At 59.7% G+C, this 15518-nt stretch carries 15 protein-coding genes and 1 pseudogene; 7 read left to right on the forward strand and 9 right to left on the reverse strand.

Going from position 1 to position 15518, the window contains the following annotated elements; genetic code table 11:
- The 3 genes from GSQ90_RS32925 to GSQ90_RS24140 all read right to left on the reverse strand — a co-directional run.
- A partial coding sequence (locus GSQ90_RS32925) for an amidase family protein (RefSeq protein WP_371418441.1) occupies positions 1 to 417 on the reverse strand: 417 nt, incomplete at its 3' end.
- A 5-nt stretch (positions 418 to 422) separates the two neighbouring features.
- Positions 423 to 944 carry an amidase family protein gene (locus GSQ90_RS32525; RefSeq protein ID WP_158817514.1) on the reverse strand — a complete coding sequence of 174 codons (522 nt, stop codon included), beginning with the start codon at positions 942 to 944 and terminating at the stop codon, positions 423 to 425.
- A 65-nt stretch (positions 945 to 1009) separates the two neighbouring features.
- Entirely contained in the window at positions 1010 to 1774 is a 765-nt protein-coding gene (locus GSQ90_RS24140; protein ID WP_158817515.1) for a DJ-1/PfpI family protein, read from the reverse strand.
- Between the two features lie 95 nt (positions 1775 to 1869).
- On the opposite strand from GSQ90_RS24140, the gene GSQ90_RS24145 reads away from it, so the two are divergent.
- Positions 1870 to 2892: a GlxA family transcriptional regulator gene (locus GSQ90_RS24145; protein WP_158817548.1), complete on the forward strand. Its 1023-nt coding sequence runs from the start codon at positions 1870 to 1872 to the stop codon at positions 2890 to 2892.
- Positions 2893 to 3157: 265 nt separating this feature from the next.
- Here the strand turns inward: GSQ90_RS24145 and GSQ90_RS24150 are convergent, their stop codons facing one another.
- Both GSQ90_RS24150 and GSQ90_RS24155 read right to left on the reverse strand, forming a co-directional pair.
- Positions 3158 to 4105 (reverse strand): D-2-hydroxyacid dehydrogenase family protein, encoded by a 948-nt coding sequence (locus GSQ90_RS24150; protein WP_158817516.1) that lies wholly within the window; start codon positions 4103 to 4105, stop codon positions 3158 to 3160.
- Positions 4106 to 4154: 49 nt separating this feature from the next.
- Positions 4155 to 4757, reverse strand: a complete 603-nt coding sequence (locus GSQ90_RS24155; protein WP_158817517.1) for a TetR/AcrR family transcriptional regulator — start codon at positions 4755 to 4757, stop codon at positions 4155 to 4157.
- Positions 4758 to 4877: 120 nt separating this feature from the next.
- On the opposite strand from GSQ90_RS24155, the gene GSQ90_RS24160 reads away from it, so the two are divergent.
- Complete coding sequence (locus tag GSQ90_RS24160) at positions 4878 to 5381, forward strand: ester cyclase (protein WP_158817518.1); 504 nt, start codon at positions 4878 to 4880, stop codon at positions 5379 to 5381.
- Between the two features lie 315 nt (positions 5382 to 5696).
- On the opposite strand, the gene fdxA is transcribed toward GSQ90_RS24160, so the two are convergent.
- The 3 genes from fdxA to GSQ90_RS24175 all read right to left on the reverse strand — a co-directional run bounded on the left by fdxA (position 5697) and on the right by GSQ90_RS24175 (position 6615).
- The gene (gene fdxA / locus GSQ90_RS24165; protein WP_158817519.1) at positions 5697 to 6035 is read right to left on the reverse strand and encodes a ferredoxin FdxA; all 339 of its coding nucleotides are present in this window, start codon (positions 6033 to 6035) and stop codon (positions 5697 to 5699) included.
- Complete coding sequence (locus GSQ90_RS24170) at positions 6032 to 6298, reverse strand: group III truncated hemoglobin (RefSeq protein ID WP_246731746.1); 267 nt, start codon at positions 6296 to 6298, stop codon at positions 6032 to 6034. Before GSQ90_RS24170 ends, fdxA begins: the two co-directional genes overlap by 4 nt.
- A gap of 140 nt (positions 6299 to 6438) precedes the next feature.
- On the reverse strand, positions 6439 to 6615 hold the full coding sequence (locus GSQ90_RS24175; protein WP_158817521.1) for a hypothetical protein: 177 nt from the start codon (positions 6613 to 6615) through the stop codon (positions 6439 to 6441).
- A gap of 110 nt (positions 6616 to 6725) precedes the next feature.
- On the opposite strand from GSQ90_RS24175, the gene GSQ90_RS24180 reads away from it, so the two are divergent.
- The 4 genes and pseudogenes from GSQ90_RS24180 (at position 6726) to GSQ90_RS24195 (ending at position 12921) form a co-directional block, all read left to right on the forward strand.
- Complete coding sequence (locus tag GSQ90_RS24180) at positions 6726 to 7211, forward strand: Rrf2 family transcriptional regulator (protein WP_158817522.1); 486 nt, start codon at positions 6726 to 6728, stop codon at positions 7209 to 7211.
- Between the two features lie 124 nt (positions 7212 to 7335).
- A pseudogene (locus tag GSQ90_RS24185) lies at positions 7336 to 8010 on the forward strand (PLP-dependent transferase); the annotation flags it as partial.
- Positions 8011 to 8845: 835 nt separating this feature from the next.
- Positions 8846 to 11524 (forward strand): 2-oxoglutarate dehydrogenase E1 component, encoded by a 2679-nt coding sequence (locus GSQ90_RS24190; protein ID WP_158817523.1) that lies wholly within the window; start codon positions 8846 to 8848, stop codon positions 11522 to 11524.
- A 425-nt stretch (positions 11525 to 11949) separates the two neighbouring features.
- The gene (locus GSQ90_RS24195; protein ID WP_158817524.1) at positions 11950 to 12921 is read left to right on the forward strand and encodes an NAD(P)-dependent oxidoreductase; all 972 of its coding nucleotides are present in this window, start codon (positions 11950 to 11952) and stop codon (positions 12919 to 12921) included.
- 460 nt (positions 12922 to 13381) lie between these two features.
- Here GSQ90_RS24195 and GSQ90_RS24200 read toward each other — a convergent pair whose 3' ends face one another.
- Positions 13382 to 14278, reverse strand: coding sequence for a hypothetical protein (locus GSQ90_RS24200; RefSeq protein WP_210254965.1), 897 nt, complete (start codon positions 14276 to 14278; stop codon positions 13382 to 13384).
- A 456-nt stretch (positions 14279 to 14734) separates the two neighbouring features.
- Here GSQ90_RS24200 and GSQ90_RS24205 point away from each other — a divergent pair, with 456 nt between their 5' ends.
- Positions 14735 to 15463 (forward strand): hypothetical protein, encoded by a 729-nt coding sequence (locus GSQ90_RS24205; RefSeq protein WP_158817526.1) that lies wholly within the window; start codon positions 14735 to 14737, stop codon positions 15461 to 15463.
- Positions 15464 to 15518: the final 55 nt, after the last annotated feature.

A 15518-nucleotide genomic window follows, 5' to 3' on the forward strand; every position in this document is an offset into this window, starting at 1 on the left:
CTCAAGAAGGAGACCAAGCGAAAGCAGTTCGCGGTCTTGACCGGGCAGCTTGTCTACAGCCAATCCGACGGGAACGGAGTTGGAGTCGAAGCCTATGGGAACCGCCAGGCCTGGGAGGCCGGCGGCTGAAGGCGGATCGGTGTTTCGGATCAGAGTCGGAAACGTAGGGACCGGTCGGCCGTTTAGTTGAACTGCATTATCTTCGCCGATGAGCGGCGCGCGAATCGGACATACAGGGTAAACGATCGCATCGACGCGTTGCGCCATGAAGGCTTCGGCATAGGCCCGCTGGAGCGCCGGCAATGACGAGCGTCGCGCTAGTTCGTATTTTGCGCGCGAGTCGGTGTCCTCGAGCGCGACAAGCGTCTCGAAAATGTTCCGTACGTCCGAGCTGACAATTAGCTCTTGCGCGCCCACAAGAGTTAAATTGTCGCACTCCTCCCTAAGGAAATGAGAGAGCTGCTCACGCGCCTCATGATGTACGATTGACAAACTGACGTCGGCTGCACGTAGGGATTGTGGATTGCTCCAAAGGCTGCGTTGTTGGACGTGGCGCCGAAAGCAAATTCGTGCATGCCGGTTTTGCCAAAGACGATAACGCCGGACGCCCGCAAGACGTCGACTACCTTGGCGTCTCGCCTCGGATAGTGCTGACGTAATAGGCTCGAGCCCGCCGTCGTCGGCAATCCGACGACGTCAATGTTGTCTTTGAAGGTGACCGGCACCCCGTCTAATCGCCCGAGGGGCGCGCCCGCGCTGAGGCGGCGGTCGGCAGCGTCCGCCTCGGCGATAGCCTGCTGTGCATCGAGGCTGATGAACGCATTCAGGTCTCGCGCGCTCTCAGCACTTTTCAGTAATTCGACGATAAGTTCGCGCGACGAGCATTCCCCGCAGGCGATCATCCGAGCCGCCGAAACCACGCCGAGATCCGCTAAAGCAGCCATAAATCTCTCCTGTGGCCGGGAGTTGCTCGTGCTCGTCGCGTTCGATCGATGGACGTGGTTGCTGCTTACCGGACAGATCGCTGACCGAATACGTCGACGGCTCCTTTTCGATAGTGTCCGATCATTTCGTCCATAAGGCCTTCGAAGGCGTCGACTAGGGGTTTGGGGGCGTTCGTAACCGTTCCGGTGCCAAACGGCGGATGCGGGTCATACTCGATTATGAGTTCGGCGAGTTCGCCAGCTGGGCGCCCGAAGGCTTGCTCCGCGACGAGCAGCGCGGCTTCGAAACTTCCTACTCCCGGCCCGGCCGTAAAGAGATTACCGTCGACCACGACGCCGGAGTGGCCAGTGACAGCTTCGGACGCCCCCAATTGAGACAGAATCGATAGCGAGTTGTGACTTGTCGTGGCTCGCTTGCCTTTGAGAAGCCCGGCGGCGCCGAGCAACAGAACGCCGTTGCAGATTCCGATGACGTATCGCGCAGCGCGACCATGTTTGGAGGTGAACTCAATGACCTCCGGGTCGTTCTGAATTTCCGGCGGTAGCATCGGAACGGCGAAAACGTCGAGTTGCGGGCATTCGCTGAACGTCGTCGTCGGTTCGGTCCACCATGATGGAAAGCCCTCGACCAGATCGGTCGTCTTCCAAAGAAGATGTATTTCCGCCCCCGGCAACAAGCCGAATACCGTTTGGATGCCCACCATGTCCATCGGAATGAAACCCGGGCCGATCAAAATGCCGACTCTAAAGGGAGGCACTCCCGCTGGCGACGTGCCTGCCCGGAGCTTGTTGAGTGAGGGGAGGTCTGTCTGCCGGAGTTCCTTGGGCATTGCGTATCCTTTCGAGGTTTGGCTGCCGGGAGGATACGCGAGAGCGAGGATGGCAGAAATGACATATTTGCCTCGAATACTGCCGTCTGGTATTGATGTTTGGCATTGCCCTTGATTTGGAACCAGAAGGGCCGGCGAGAAAGGCCGCAGCGGTGGTTAGGGATTCTTGTCGGTCCGTCTGGGTGATCGTTTTTCCTGGCTTCGAGCTGCTCGATCTGAGCGGTCCCTTATGCGCCTTGAACTTGGCGACGGGGACAAACCGAGCCTCCTACCTGCCGCTCGTCTTTTCGGCTCGGGGGGGCTCGGTCGCGAGTTGCTCAGGAGTGCCTATTCGCGCCTCGGAGCCTGTGCCCTGTAGCCACCTGGATACGCTTTTGATCGTCGGTGGTCCGCCTGACTACACTCTCGAAAGCGCGGCCGAGACCATTGCGCTCATCGAGGACTTGGCGCCTCGGGCGAGGCGTATCGCTAGCATCTGCACTGGGGCTTTCCTGCTGGCCGCGGCAGGACTCCTGGACGGCCGTGCGGCAACGACTCATTGGCGACATGCGGTCGAACTGCAAAGACGCTTTCCGAAAGTGCGCGTCGATGCAGATCGGATTTTTGTGAAGGACGGCAATATCTGGACTTCTGCCGGGATTACGGCAGGCATCGATTTGACGCTGGCTTTGATCGAAGATGATTTCGGCATCGACGTATCGAAGGCGGTTGCGAGGGAAATGGTCGTTTATCACCGCAGGTCTGGCGGTCAGTCACAGTTTTCCGCGATGCTTGAACTGGAGCCGCCTTCCGACCGGATCAGAGACGCATTGAAGTTCGCACGAGAGCATCTACACGAACCGCTTTCCGTCGAGAGGATGGCCGGGGCTGCGCGGATTAGCGCGCGCCAGTTTGCCCGGTTGTTCCTGAAAGAGACTGGCGACACTCCTGGACGAGCCGTGGAGCGATTGCGAGCGGAGGTGGCCCTTCCTCGCGTGCAGGAGGGGACCGAGCCGATCGAGATGATCGCACGCCACGTAGGATTTGGAGACAAGGAGCGTATGCGGAGGGCCTTCGTGCGCATATACGGTCAACCGCCGCGCGGGCTGCGGCGAGCATCCGCCGCCCAGAATTCGTGATCCGTTGCGAGCTCCGAAGTTTTCGCGACCCGACGTTCTATTTTGCACTCTCGACGCTGGCGCGTAGAGTGCGGAGGATCTGTTTCGCTATCGATGCGGGCGCGTCGCGCTCCTTCTTGAACCAGATAGAGAGACCAGGAAAGCGCTCCGATGACCGTGAGGCGAAGATAGCGTGCCAGCTGTTTCACCAAGCCGATGTGGCTGCCATCCAACTCAGCCCCAGCAAGCGCGGACTTGTTGACGCCGCCATGTTCGCGTCCGTGCTTCATTTCCTCGATCTTGAACCTGCGTCACTCAGCCATTCGCCGATGCTTCTGGCCGCGCCACCGTAAAACGTCCGGTAGAGGTCTTCCGCGACATAGCCGATATGCGGCGTCGCCAATACATTGTCCAAACTCCGGAAGGGGTGATCGGCCGACAAAGGCTCTGCGTCGAAAACGTCGAGCGCGGCTCCGGCAATCGTGCGCCGTGTCAAGGCGTCGATGAGAGCGTTTTCATCGACGATGGGGCCGCGCGAGGTATTGATCAGCCGGGAGGTGGGCCTCATGAGCGCGAGCTCGGCGGCGCCGACAAGCCCACGCGTGCGCTTACTGAGTATGAGATGGATAGTCACCACGTCGGCTTCGCGGAACAGGTCTTTCTTCGTGGCCAATGTCGCCCCCGCAGCTTCAGCGATTTGGGGTGTCATGTTCTGGCTCCAGGCGATGACCTTCATGTCGAAGGCGAGACCGATGCGCGCGACCTGTCCGCCGATATTGCCCAGACCAAGCACGCCGAGCGTCTTGCCCTCAAGCTCCCGTCCGATCGATGTCTGCCAGCCGCCGTCGCGGATGGAATTGCTCTCCCGGACGATTTCGCGCACGCTGGCGAGGATGAGCGCCCAGGTCATCTCGATCGTAGGCGTCGATCGGTAGCCGGTCGCTGTGACACGAATGCCGCGCGCGTCCGCGGCGACCATGTCGATCGAAGCGTTGCGCCCTCCTGTCGAGGCGATCAGCTTGAGGTGCGGAAGACGTTCGATGACTTCGCGCGGCAACGGCGTCCGTTCCCGCATCACGCAGATCACGTCGAAAGGTCGCAGCCTTTCGACGAGAGCATCCCCATCGGCGACATGGTCGTTGAAGACGGTGATTTCGGCTCTGCCAGCGACGGAAGACCAGTCCGCCATCGCGAGCGCGACATTCTGATAGTCATCGAGGATCGCAACCTTCATCTGGCTCTCCTTTTATTCAGGCGCTTGCGCCGGTCGAAGCTGAGGTGCGTCAGGCGCGCTGTTCCCGCCGGCTCGGCCGGTGAGGAACATCCACCATACCCTTCACGGCCGTCTCAGCGTGGCGGAAGGGCTCAAGGCTTCGGTAGGTTCGCGCAAGGAGCAATGCGCCTTCGAGTTGGCTGAGCACAGCCGAGGCGACCGCCTCCGGGTCCTTGCCCTTCGTGCCGAAGCGCTCGAGACCGCGTTTGATCTCGAGTTCCCACGTCTGAAAGGCTGTGCGCGTCGCCGCACCGAGGGCTGCGGATTGCCCAAGAGTGTCCAGCGCGACGGCTGCGATCGGACATCCCTCCTTGTAGTCGGCGCGCTCGGCGTCCGCCGCCATGTTCTGCACAACCAGCGCAAGAAAGCGCCCAGCGGTTTCTGAGGCTTCCGCCGCCGCGGCCATCATCGCACGTACAGCTTCGGCGTAGAACGCGATGGCCGCCACGCCGATTTCCTCCTTGCCGCCAGGAAAGTGAAAATAGAGCGAACCTCGCGGAGAGCCCGCCGCCTTCAGAATGTCTTGAAGACCAGTGCCATGATAACCCTGTTGTCGGAACAGCCTCGCCGCCGCGCGGATAGTCTTTTCTCTGGAATCGAGCCCCTTGGTCATAGCGCAAATTAGAGCTTGCTATTCGGTATGTCGACCATCATAATATGTCGGTCAACATACATATACCGTGCTCCGATTTCGTGCGCACCACGAGTTCCCGCCAACAGAAGAGAAAACGTCATGACGACAATTGTACGACTCGCTCAACTTGCCATCGCGGCCGTCTTGGCGACTGGCGGTTCCGCCGCGTCGGCCGAAAGCCTCACGGAAGCGCAGGCCCGCGCGACCATTGCGCCCTGGTACGCCCTATTCAATGTCGCCGACCGCGGCGATGTGCGGGCCATCCAGGAACAGATCCTGACCCCGGACTACGAATCCTGTTCCGGTTATTTGCCGAATGAATGCTGGGGCCGCGAAACGTCGATCAAGGTGGTCTCGAACTTCGCCAATACCATTCCCGACATGAAGTTCGACATCAAGGAGGTCCTTATCGCCGGCGACCGCGTCATCGTGCGCGGCGACGTGACCGGGACGCCGGCGGGCGATCTTTTTGGGGTTCCGCACACCGGCAAGAGTTTCAGAATGATGGCGCTCGATATTCAGACAATCAAGGACGGCAAGATCGCCAAGACCTTCCATATGGAAAACTGGCTTAGCGCAATTGGCCAACTTCGCGCGAAATAATCGTCGAGGATTCGGGCGAGCATCCCCTGCGACGGCCGCTAATCGCGGAACTCTGACTGGCCACAGAGTCCGAGATCGACGCAGCGACGCGCCAATGCCGATCTACGCGATAATGAGGCACTCAGCTGGACGCCGTCCGCCCACAACTCCGACTCCCGCGCTGAAAACAGAAAATATCCGCCACCCAAAGGATCCCGATCAGTCGTCTACGCCTCAGCTAACAAACGCGGATTCTCCACCGAAGCCGACGGTCACGTACCAAAGCAAGAGGAGGTGATCGTCCGGGAGATCAGACAAGTAAGTTCGTGTAACGGGCTAGTCACCTTGTCCTGGACGAGGCGAGAAATAGCTCTCGAGCTTGTTCGGTTTGCCGTCAAATTCCTTGGCGTCGGCGGGAGGGTCGCGCTTGATCGTGATATTCGGCCAGACCCGCGCATATTCGGCGTTCAATCTGAGCCATTTCTCGAGGCCGGGTTCGCCATCGGAGACGATGGCCTCTGCGGGACATTCGGGCTCGCATACGCCACAGTCGATGCACTCGTCGGGATGGATGACCAGCATGTTGTCGCCCTCGTAGAAACAGTCGACGGGGCACACTTCGACGCAGTCCATGTATTTGCACTTGATGCAATTGTCGGTGACGACGAAGGTCATGAAGATTTCCCCGGCGCGATGAGCTCTGGGCGGAAAAACAAGGCGAGCTTCAGGCTCTCGGCGATACGGGCCGCTTTGACGCGAAACGCCTCGGCGACTTCGTCTTCAAACAGCTCGTCGCACGTCTCGCCAAAGAGCCGCAGCCAGCGGTCGAACATCGGCGGCTGGATGGCCTTGATCCGAAGATGCGCCGGAACCGGGGCGCCCTTGTAACGACCGCTCGTCAGCATCACCGATGACCAGAAGTTACGCATCGTCGCCAAATGCGGCTCCCACTTGCCTCGCACGACTCGTTCGAAAATCGGACCGAGATCGGGGTCGACTCGGATCTTCGCGTAGAAACAATCGACGAGGCGGTCGATTCCCTCTTCGGAAATGCGCTCGATTTTCATAGCCTTCTCCATCACACCGCCAGCGCGACCACAAAGACGCCGATCGTCGTCCAGACCAGCGAGTTGATCAGCATGCGGACGAGATCGCGATATTCGGTCTTGCCCATCCCCAAGACATCGCAGGCAAAATCTCCCGGCAGCAGAAACGGCCATGCCAAGGCGGCGCCAATCGAAGCGCTGTTTCTCATCGAAGTCTCCTCGTATCTAAACATGTATCTTTCGCACATCTTACATCATACTTGTCGGAAAGCAATACGTAGGATATATGTTTTCGTCATCGCGCTGCCGGAGTTCCCCTGTGCGCCTCACCGTCTACACCGACTACGCATTGCGGCTGCTCATGTATCTTGCGCTCAAGGACGATGGGCTCGCGACGATCGCGGAAGTCGCCGACAGCTACGGTATTTCGAAAAACCACCTTATGAAGGTCGCCCATCAATTGGGCGTTGGCGGCTATGTCGGGACGGTCCGCGGCAGAGGCGGCGGTTTACGCTTGGCGAAACCGGCCGAGAAAATCGGACTCGGCGAGGTCGTGCGACGTACCGAGCCAGATATGGCGCTCGTGCCGTGCTTCAAGCCTGTCGACGACCTTTGCGCGATCCGGTCGTGCTGTGTGCTGAAGGGCGCGCTGGACAAAGCGCGCGGGGCGTTCGTCGAAGTGCTCGACGGCTATACCCTCAGCGACCTCGTCCGACCGCGGGCGCCGCTGAGAGCTTTGCTCGCTATTGCGTCCGTCGACGCACCGCCTGCGGCAGCGAACAGACGACGGTCGGCGCGAGCATGAATAAACGGGTGAGCGTGGCGCTCGAGAATCGTGATCGACCGCAGGATCGAACCGAAGTCCTTGCCGCGTGCCGGCGGATTGATGGAGCCTCCGGGCCCGTTTGAACGATGAAGTACGCAGAGTCATGAGGACGACCAAAGTGCCGGAAACGATCGCCGCCGCAAACGGCACCGGCGAGGACGCCGCCTTCGGCGCCTTGGCGCCGCCACTCTATCTCTCAAGCAGTTATAGATTCCCCCGGCTTTGATCGGCCCGGGCGCCTATGAATATTCACGCACGAAAAATCCGACACGCGATCAACTGGCCGATACGCTCGCGCAGCTGGAGGGCGGCGCGGCCGCTGTTATTACGGCGAGCGGAATGGCGGCCGTCGATCTGGTCCTATCCCGTCTCCAGCCAGATGATCTCGTCGTCGCGGCATAATTGCTACGGTGGTACCTGCCGGCTGCTCGGCCTGCGCGCCGCCAGGCGTCAGTTCGAGGTGGCGTTCGTCGACCAGAATGATCCGATTGCGATCGAGGCCGCCTTCGAGCGTATCCCGGCTCTCGTCCTGATCGAGACGCCCAGCAATCCGCTCATGCGCGTCGTCGATATTTCCGAAATCGCGAGGAGGGCGAAGACAGTCGGCGCCGAGGTCGCCGTCGACAACACTTTCCTCTCGCCCGCCCTTCAGCAGCCGATCACGCTCGGCGCCGATTTTGTCATTCACTCGACAACCAAATATCTCAACGGTCACTCCGACGTCATCGGCGGCGCCGTCGTTGCTGCGAAAGAGAAGGACGCGGAAGACCAGCAGCGCGTCGATTACGACGACTCGGAGCGTTTCTCCCCAGCAGGAAGAGGCGGATCGGAGGAATCTGATGATTTGCCGTGCCGCAGAAGTACCGAATGGGATGGAGGTCGGCGCAGCATGATGATCACGGACCAACATCACGTGCCGCCCCAGATCACGGTTCCCTGCTCAGATTTCAGAGACAAATAAACGCTGTAAAACTATGCGCTCCTCGTAGATTGGTCCAAAATCGGCCGTCGCGTAATCCGTCGTTTTCAGCAGGTTCCTCTCTCAGGCGGCGAGACGAGCGGCCGTCGATTGGTCACCTTCCAATGTTTGACGTCGTGATTGCGGCCTTGTCCGCTGAACTTAGCCTGCTGCCGGGAATTATCGGACCGCCAGAGCTGTTTTCATTTGGAAACGGTTGCCAAGCTATTGAAACTGCTGGAGCCTGTTTTCGTTGTTTTTCCAAACGCACACTGAAATCGTTGGATAATCAAGCGGATTTTGATTCCGCCATACGGAGGTTCGAATCCTCCCGCCCCAGCCAAGCCTCAAGGCTCTGATTTCTTTAGAGAAACGACTTTGCTCTATGATAGTTTCCACGCGTATTTGGAAAAAATGGAATCCGCTGCCTTTCGGATAAAGTAAGGCCAGAGCTGACCTCTGAGCTCGTAGAACCATGAGAGCGCGAGCTTGGGGGCGGCAACTTCTGCGATTGAGCGGCGGGACAAGTCGGCACGCGTCACGGCTTCTCCAGAGACCCGCGCGTCTCTATCGTCTTGACGCGACGCGCCCTACCGGGAGGTAAATATGCAACGACGGCGACCCTTGGACTGACCGCGTGAAGTGAGCGACAATAATGAATCTTCCGATTTCCGGCGACAGTTCATTTTTCATGGACCTCTATGCCCGCTACCGGAAGGATCCGCAGTCCGTGCCATCCGACTGGATGGTGCATTTCGAAACCCTTGATGGCGGCCCTGTTCGTGGTGAACAGGACGCCTCTTTAGTGGGTCGGGCGCTCGTTGACGCCTACCGAGCCCATGGTCACCGCGGAGCGCGGCTGGATCCCCTGGATTTGACGGGCAGCGTTGAGGCGCCTGAAATCGCCAACGCGAGAGCGCGGATGTCCTCGGCGACAATTGATCTCTCGTTTGCGGGCAAGAAGCTCAGCGTCGCGGGAGAGCGGGCGGACGAGATCCTCCGCAGTGTCTATAGCGGCCATGCGGCGCTTGAGGCCGAACACATTGGCGACTCCGTCGATCGGGCCTGGATCTACGAGACTTTTGAAAAGGAACTCTTGTCCGAAGCGGACGAAAGAGATCTGGCGCACACCCTGGAGTCCGTTTTACTCGCTGACGAGTTCGAACGCTTCATCAAAACGAAATGGCCCTCCAAGAAACGCTTTGGCGTCGAGGGCTCGGAATCGTCCATAGTCATCCTCAACGAGATCTTCCGATCGGCCGCGCGCTCGCGTCAGGCGGAGGTTGTTATCGGCGGCATGCATCGGGGGCGGCTGGCGACGCTCGCAACCGCGCTAGGAAAATCCCTGCCCGCCCTGATTTCGGAGATCAAAGGCCGCGACATCACCGGCGGCGATGCTTTCTATACCGGCGACGTCCCGTATCACAACGGCCTTGCAGCACGGGTCGAAACAGATTGCGGTCCGCTGGATGTGCGACTGCTGCCGCATCCCTCCCATCTCATCGTGGTCGCCGCGGTCGCGGCCGGGGCGGCAAGGGCTCGCCAGGAATTGCGGGCCCGTGGAGGAGCGCCAGGGACAGTGCTGCCGTTAATGATGCATACAGATGCCGCTTTCGCCGGACAGGGGCTGGTGAGCGAGTTGCTTCAACTCGATGGGCTTGAAGGATATACGCCCGGCGGAACCATGCATCTCGTCGTCAACAATCAAATCGGGTTCACAACGCTCCCCAGCGAGGGACGCTCGACGCCCTACCCCACCGACATTGGTAAAGCGTACGGAATACCGATTCTTCACGTGAACGGAGATGACCCCATCGCGGCGGCCGCGGTCGCACGTGTGGCGCATGCCTGGCAACGGCGAACTGGACGAGGCGTGATCATCGATCTCGTTTGCTACCGTCGCAATGGTCATAATGAACTCGACGAGCCCCGATTCACGCAGCCCCGTCCTTACTCGACCATAGAAAAGCACCCGACCTTGCGCGTCCTGTTCACAGAGTTGGTGCACGCACGGTCGCGTAAGGCCCTCGATTCAGCGGAGGCGAAGCGCGATCAGTTCGCGCAGCAATTGGCTGAGGCCTACGAAACATGCGACAGACTTAAGCCAAACGACGGCGTAGCCGACACTGACGTTTTCCCTGAGATCAATGGCAAACGGACGTCGGAGACGGATGGCGCGACCGGCATTCCCTTGATCAGCCTTTTGGCCATCGGGAAAACGATTACGGAGATACCGGACGACTTCACGCCAGACCCGAAGGTCCTCACCTTCGCAAGAGCCCGTCGGGACTCGATTGAAAAGGGCGCTGGCATCAACATGGCGACCGCAGAAGCGCTGGCTTTCGGAAGTCTACTCGTCGAAGGCACCTCCGTCCGCTTAAGCGGTCAGGATTGCGTTCGCGGCGCCTTTACCCAGCGACACCTGGCCTTCCACGACTCGAAGAATGGGCGGGCGGTAATTCTGTTAAAGAATGTCGCTGAGGGCGCCGTTCGTTTCGACGCGATCAACTCTCCGTTGACCGAATATGGCGTTCTCGCCTTCGAATATGGGATGAGCCTGGCAGATCCCGATAGACTGATTGTTTGGGAAGCCCAGTTCGGCGACTTCCTGAATGGCGCTCAGATCGCGGTTGATCAGTATATTGTCACCGCCGAGGCGAAATGGAAGATGCAGTCATCGCTTGTGATCGCCCTGCCGCATGGTCTCGAAGGACAGGGTCCTGACCACTCTTCGGCGCGAATTGAGAGAATTCTGCAAAGTTGCGCCGGAGGGAACATCACAGTCGCCGTGCCCTCAACGCCGGCAAATCTGTTTCACCTGCTACGGCGTCAGCAGAGAGGCCCCCGCCGGGCCCCTCTGTTCCTGATCACGCCGAAGTCCCTGTTGCGCGAAAAGCATTGCCAGTCGACGCTCGCGGACATGGGGCCCGGCACCGCATTTCGACCTGTTATTGTTACGCCCGCTTCGTCGGCATGCATGCGAATCGTATTCTGTTCTGGAAAGATTTTCTACCCACTCGATGAGCTTCGGCTCCGCGAGAAGCTTGATCACGTCGCTCTTGTTCGTATCGAACAGCTCTATCCATTTCCTTTTGACGAAATCCGAGAAGTGCTAATCGACCACCCCGACGCTGAACTCGTCTGGTGTCAGGAAGAACCGCGAAACCAGGGCGGATTTTCCTTTGCTTTCGAACAGTTTGTTGAAATCACCGGAAAAATCACGCTGCGGTTCGTCGGTAGACCGCCGATGGCGGCGGCCGCCGGCGGCTCGATCGACCGGCATGAAAAGGAGCAGACCGAGATCGTTGCGAAAGCGCTTGATGGCGACGTCTAGACCGCGCCTGACAGTTTTCACCTGCTATTTGGCGCGGCCACTTGGCTCTGACGCAACCTCGATGATGCAGCGAGTTGAAGGCGTACAGGACTGACATTTTCGCGCAGATTTGCGCGCCGTACAGACCATTTGGGCCGCGTCGTCATGGGCCGAGGGCCGGGCGCCAGACCAAAAAGGCAGCTTGTCATCGTGGATTTACCCCTCATCATCAGAAATGCGTCAGAGCCGTTGCTTGCCCCCCTCCGTTGCCCAAAATATCGGGGGCATGCGATGCTGATCGGCTTCAGGACCCCACGCCAAACCACACCTCGCCCTTCACGCCGCGATAGTGGCTTACTTCAACCCCAAAACTGAGCTCAGCGCAAAAATCCATCAGAGTAGTGTTAGTCTGGCCGCTCCCAACCCCAGCCCAACGGAAACGACCCATGTCTCGCGTCGTCATCATCGGTGGAAGCGGCCACGTCGGCACCTATCTCGTCCCACGCCTCGTCGCCGCAGGATTCGAGGTCGTTTCCGTCAGCCGCGGTGAGCGCGAGCCCTATCAGCCGCACGGCGCCTGGAAATCCGTGCACAAAGTGTCGCTCTCGCGCGACGAAGAAGAAAGGGCCGGGACGTTCGGCCGCAAAATTAGCGAGTTGCGGCCCGACATCGTCATCGACATGATCTGCTTCACCGAGCCGAGCGCGCGGCATCTTGTTGAAGCGCTGCGCGGACAGGTGCAACATTTCCTGCACATAGGAACGATCTGGGTGCATGGCCCCAGCGTCGAGGTTCCCACCACTGAGATGCAGCCGCGCCGCCCGTTCGGCGAATACGGAATCCAGAAGGCAGGCGTCGAAACCTATCTCCTCGAAATGGCGCGCAAACATTCATTTCCGGCGACCATCATTCATCCCGGCCATATCGTCGGCCCGGGCTGGGCGCCGCTCAACCCTGCCGGCCATTTCAATCCGCGCGTCTTCACAACGCTGGCTAAAGGCGAAGAACTTGCCTTGCCGAATTTCGGCTTGGAGACCGTTCATCATGTCCATGCCGACGACGTCGCCCAAATCATCATGGCCGCTATCGCCAATTGGAGCGCCTCGGTCGGCGAAGCCTTCCACGCCGTCTCGCCCGCCGCCGTGACGCTTCGCGGTTATGCCGAAACGATGGCCGCCTGGTTCGGTCGCGAACCCCGACTGCGCTATCAGCCGTGGCCGGAATGGAAAGCCGAGCAAAGCGAGCGCGAGGCCGGTCAGACCTACGACCATATCGCCCACAGCCCCAATTGCAGCATCGCCAAGGCGCAGCGGAAGCTAGGTTATCAGCCGCGCTATGGCTCGATCGAGGCGGTGTGCGAGTCGGTGCAGTGGCTGATTGAGAAGAGGATGGTCGAATGTCAGCTTCCTGATGCCTGAGGGCACTCAGACGTCAACTCCCCAGTCTCTGGCCAAGCCGATTACCGACCATTCATTACTTCGTCGATGGCTCCGATGACACGATCAATCTCCTCGGGTGTTTTGTAATAGACTGGTCCCACTCGAATTCCGCCGCCCCGGTTGTAGACCGGCGCGACGTTTGATCCCCTATCGGCGCCCAACATTGACCCCACCGCACATCATTTAAACGCCGATGCCCGTTTGAGAATTTCGCGCCACGCAGGGGTCGATTTTGGACGCCGATGGGGATCAATATTCGAAGCCGAAACACACCCGTATCGACAAAGCCGATTCCATGCAGTTTGACGCCGTCGAAACATATCGGCGCAGCTAATCAATTCCGCCACCGGCCGCGGCGGCGCATCCTGCCTGATCGAACGGTGCGATCCGTGTCAAGCGAACGCCGACTCTCCTGGAGGCGCAGCCACTCCAGGCGCGCCTATGTCGCGCGACCGTCAAAACCGGCCATCGCCATACGGAAAATGAGATCGTTGCCGGACATGCAATCGGCCACGAAACGGTCGAAAGCCTCAATGAGCGAAGGCGCGAGAGCCTCGACGCCCGCCCGGCCCTTCGACAGCTTGACCAGGCCCATCCCCTCAGCCTCCTGAAGCATGGTGCGGACATGGGTCCTCGAGATTCCGAAACTGCGCGCGAGGTCGGCGAACGAAAACCGCGCCAGACCGCGGCCATCATGGGTCTGATCAAGTTCGACCAATTTGATCAGCACCATCATACCCGCCTCGCGCGCCATGAAATGCATGACCGTCGGGTTGTCCCCCATGAGTTTGGCGGCATAGCCGGACAGGTGGCGCGCCGCTTTGCGCTGGGCCTTCTGGAAGGCGGGATCGTGGCGCATCGCCTGGGCATAGCCGGGGTCTGGAAACACAATGTCCAGGGGCGTGTAATAGGCCGCCAGCCAACGATGATCATGGACGAGCATTTTGGCGGTCGGGGTGAGGATTCGCGCCCGGCGATCCAATCGCGCGGCATGTGCTTCGACATAGCCGGTATCCTTGAAGCGGGCGACAATTTCATCGACCCGGCGCGCGCTGGCGAGGCCGAATTTTGCCAGCGTCTGATTGAGCAGCCGCATCGTCGGCCAGGTCGCACGGTCCTGTTCTTCGTAACCGGCGTACAGGCAGAGAATATTGAAGAAAACGAGCGCGCGGCCGAGGTCGTTCAAAAACCGGCTCAAGAACGGATCGTCGTCGTAAAGCTGAAGCATCGCGCGAACCCAGGCCATGCGCGCCTCGGCGAAGCGCGGTTGCGCGAAAATAGCGCTCGCCGGATGGAAGGGAGGGATTTCAAACTGAGTCTGATCAACGGCCGACACGAGAATCCCTTCTTGCGCCGCGCCCGGACGCGCTTTGCGAAGCAGCCGGTTGCGTTGTCGTCTCAAGAATTCCTTCGGAGACCGAACGTAACAAAATTTCACGCGGCTGGAAACAGGCCGCAAGGTTCTGGAAAAACCGACGCCTTCGCGCTCCGCTCACACGGAGCGGACGCGCCGCCGCAAGGCGTTGCCGAGATCAAATCGGCGGCTCAATCCGGGGCCCTTGTCAGTGAAGGGCTTCACCTTTCCACTCTTCGCAAGAGTAGAACCGCAACGGACGCCAGCGTCTGAATCCACGCAAAAGTTTCCATCCATTAACTTTGATCTTTGTTTCAATGCAAGAAAATTTCGCTTAATCAAGTGTTAATCGAGCCTATTGGGGGGCGCTGTCAGCCTATATTGGCCGACCGTCCAAGATTTTCTGTGCGAATTGTGCCGCATCGATATGAGGCGATAATGATGTTGCGTTCTGCATTAACCTTGCGGCGCTTATGGCTCGCTGGGTCGATTTTCGTAGCGATTCTCGGGGCTAGCGAGTCGATTCTGGCCCAAACCGCGGCCGCGGCAGGTAGCGCGACGCCCCCCGCCGCCGCCTCCACCCCCGCAGCTTCAGTCGGCGCCACGCCAGCCGCGGATGCGGTCGCTGAGGTCAAGGGGTTCCGCTCCGCGCTTTTCGGCATGGCGGAGGCGGACGTGCGGGCCGCCGCCGCCAAGGATTTCGCCATTTCTCCCGACGCGATCAAGAGCGGACAGAACGCGATTGAGCATACCCAAGTTCTGACCCTGAAAGCGGCCGACGTCTTGCCCGAAGGCGGCAGCGCGGAAGTCGCTTATGTACTTGGCTACAAAACCAAGAAGCTCATCCAGGTCAACATCTCCTGGTCGAAGGCGACGGACGACAAGCTGACGCCGGAGCGCCTGACGGCGAACGCCGAGACGCTGCGCGCCTATTTCCTCGGAGCTGGCTACAAGGCCGACACGATCGTCAATAACGCGCCGATGAACAACGGCGTTTTGCTGTTTCGCGGCGCCGATAGTTCCGGGCGCACGACGGCGCTGCTGCTGCAGGGCTCGTTCACCGGCGACAAGGAGCAGCGCACGCTGTCGCCCACCAACGTCAACCTCTTCTACCTCGCCGACGCCAAGAACCCGGACATCTATCGCGTGCAGCCTGGGAAGTTTTAATCGAAGCGTAAGGGATCCGACCTCCGGAGCTGAGTTCGCCAGCGCGTCAAAGGGA

The organism is Methylocapsa sp. S129 (assembly GCF_009765995.1).
In the GTDB taxonomy this organism is placed as follows: Bacteria; Pseudomonadota; Alphaproteobacteria; order Rhizobiales; family Beijerinckiaceae; genus Roseiarcus.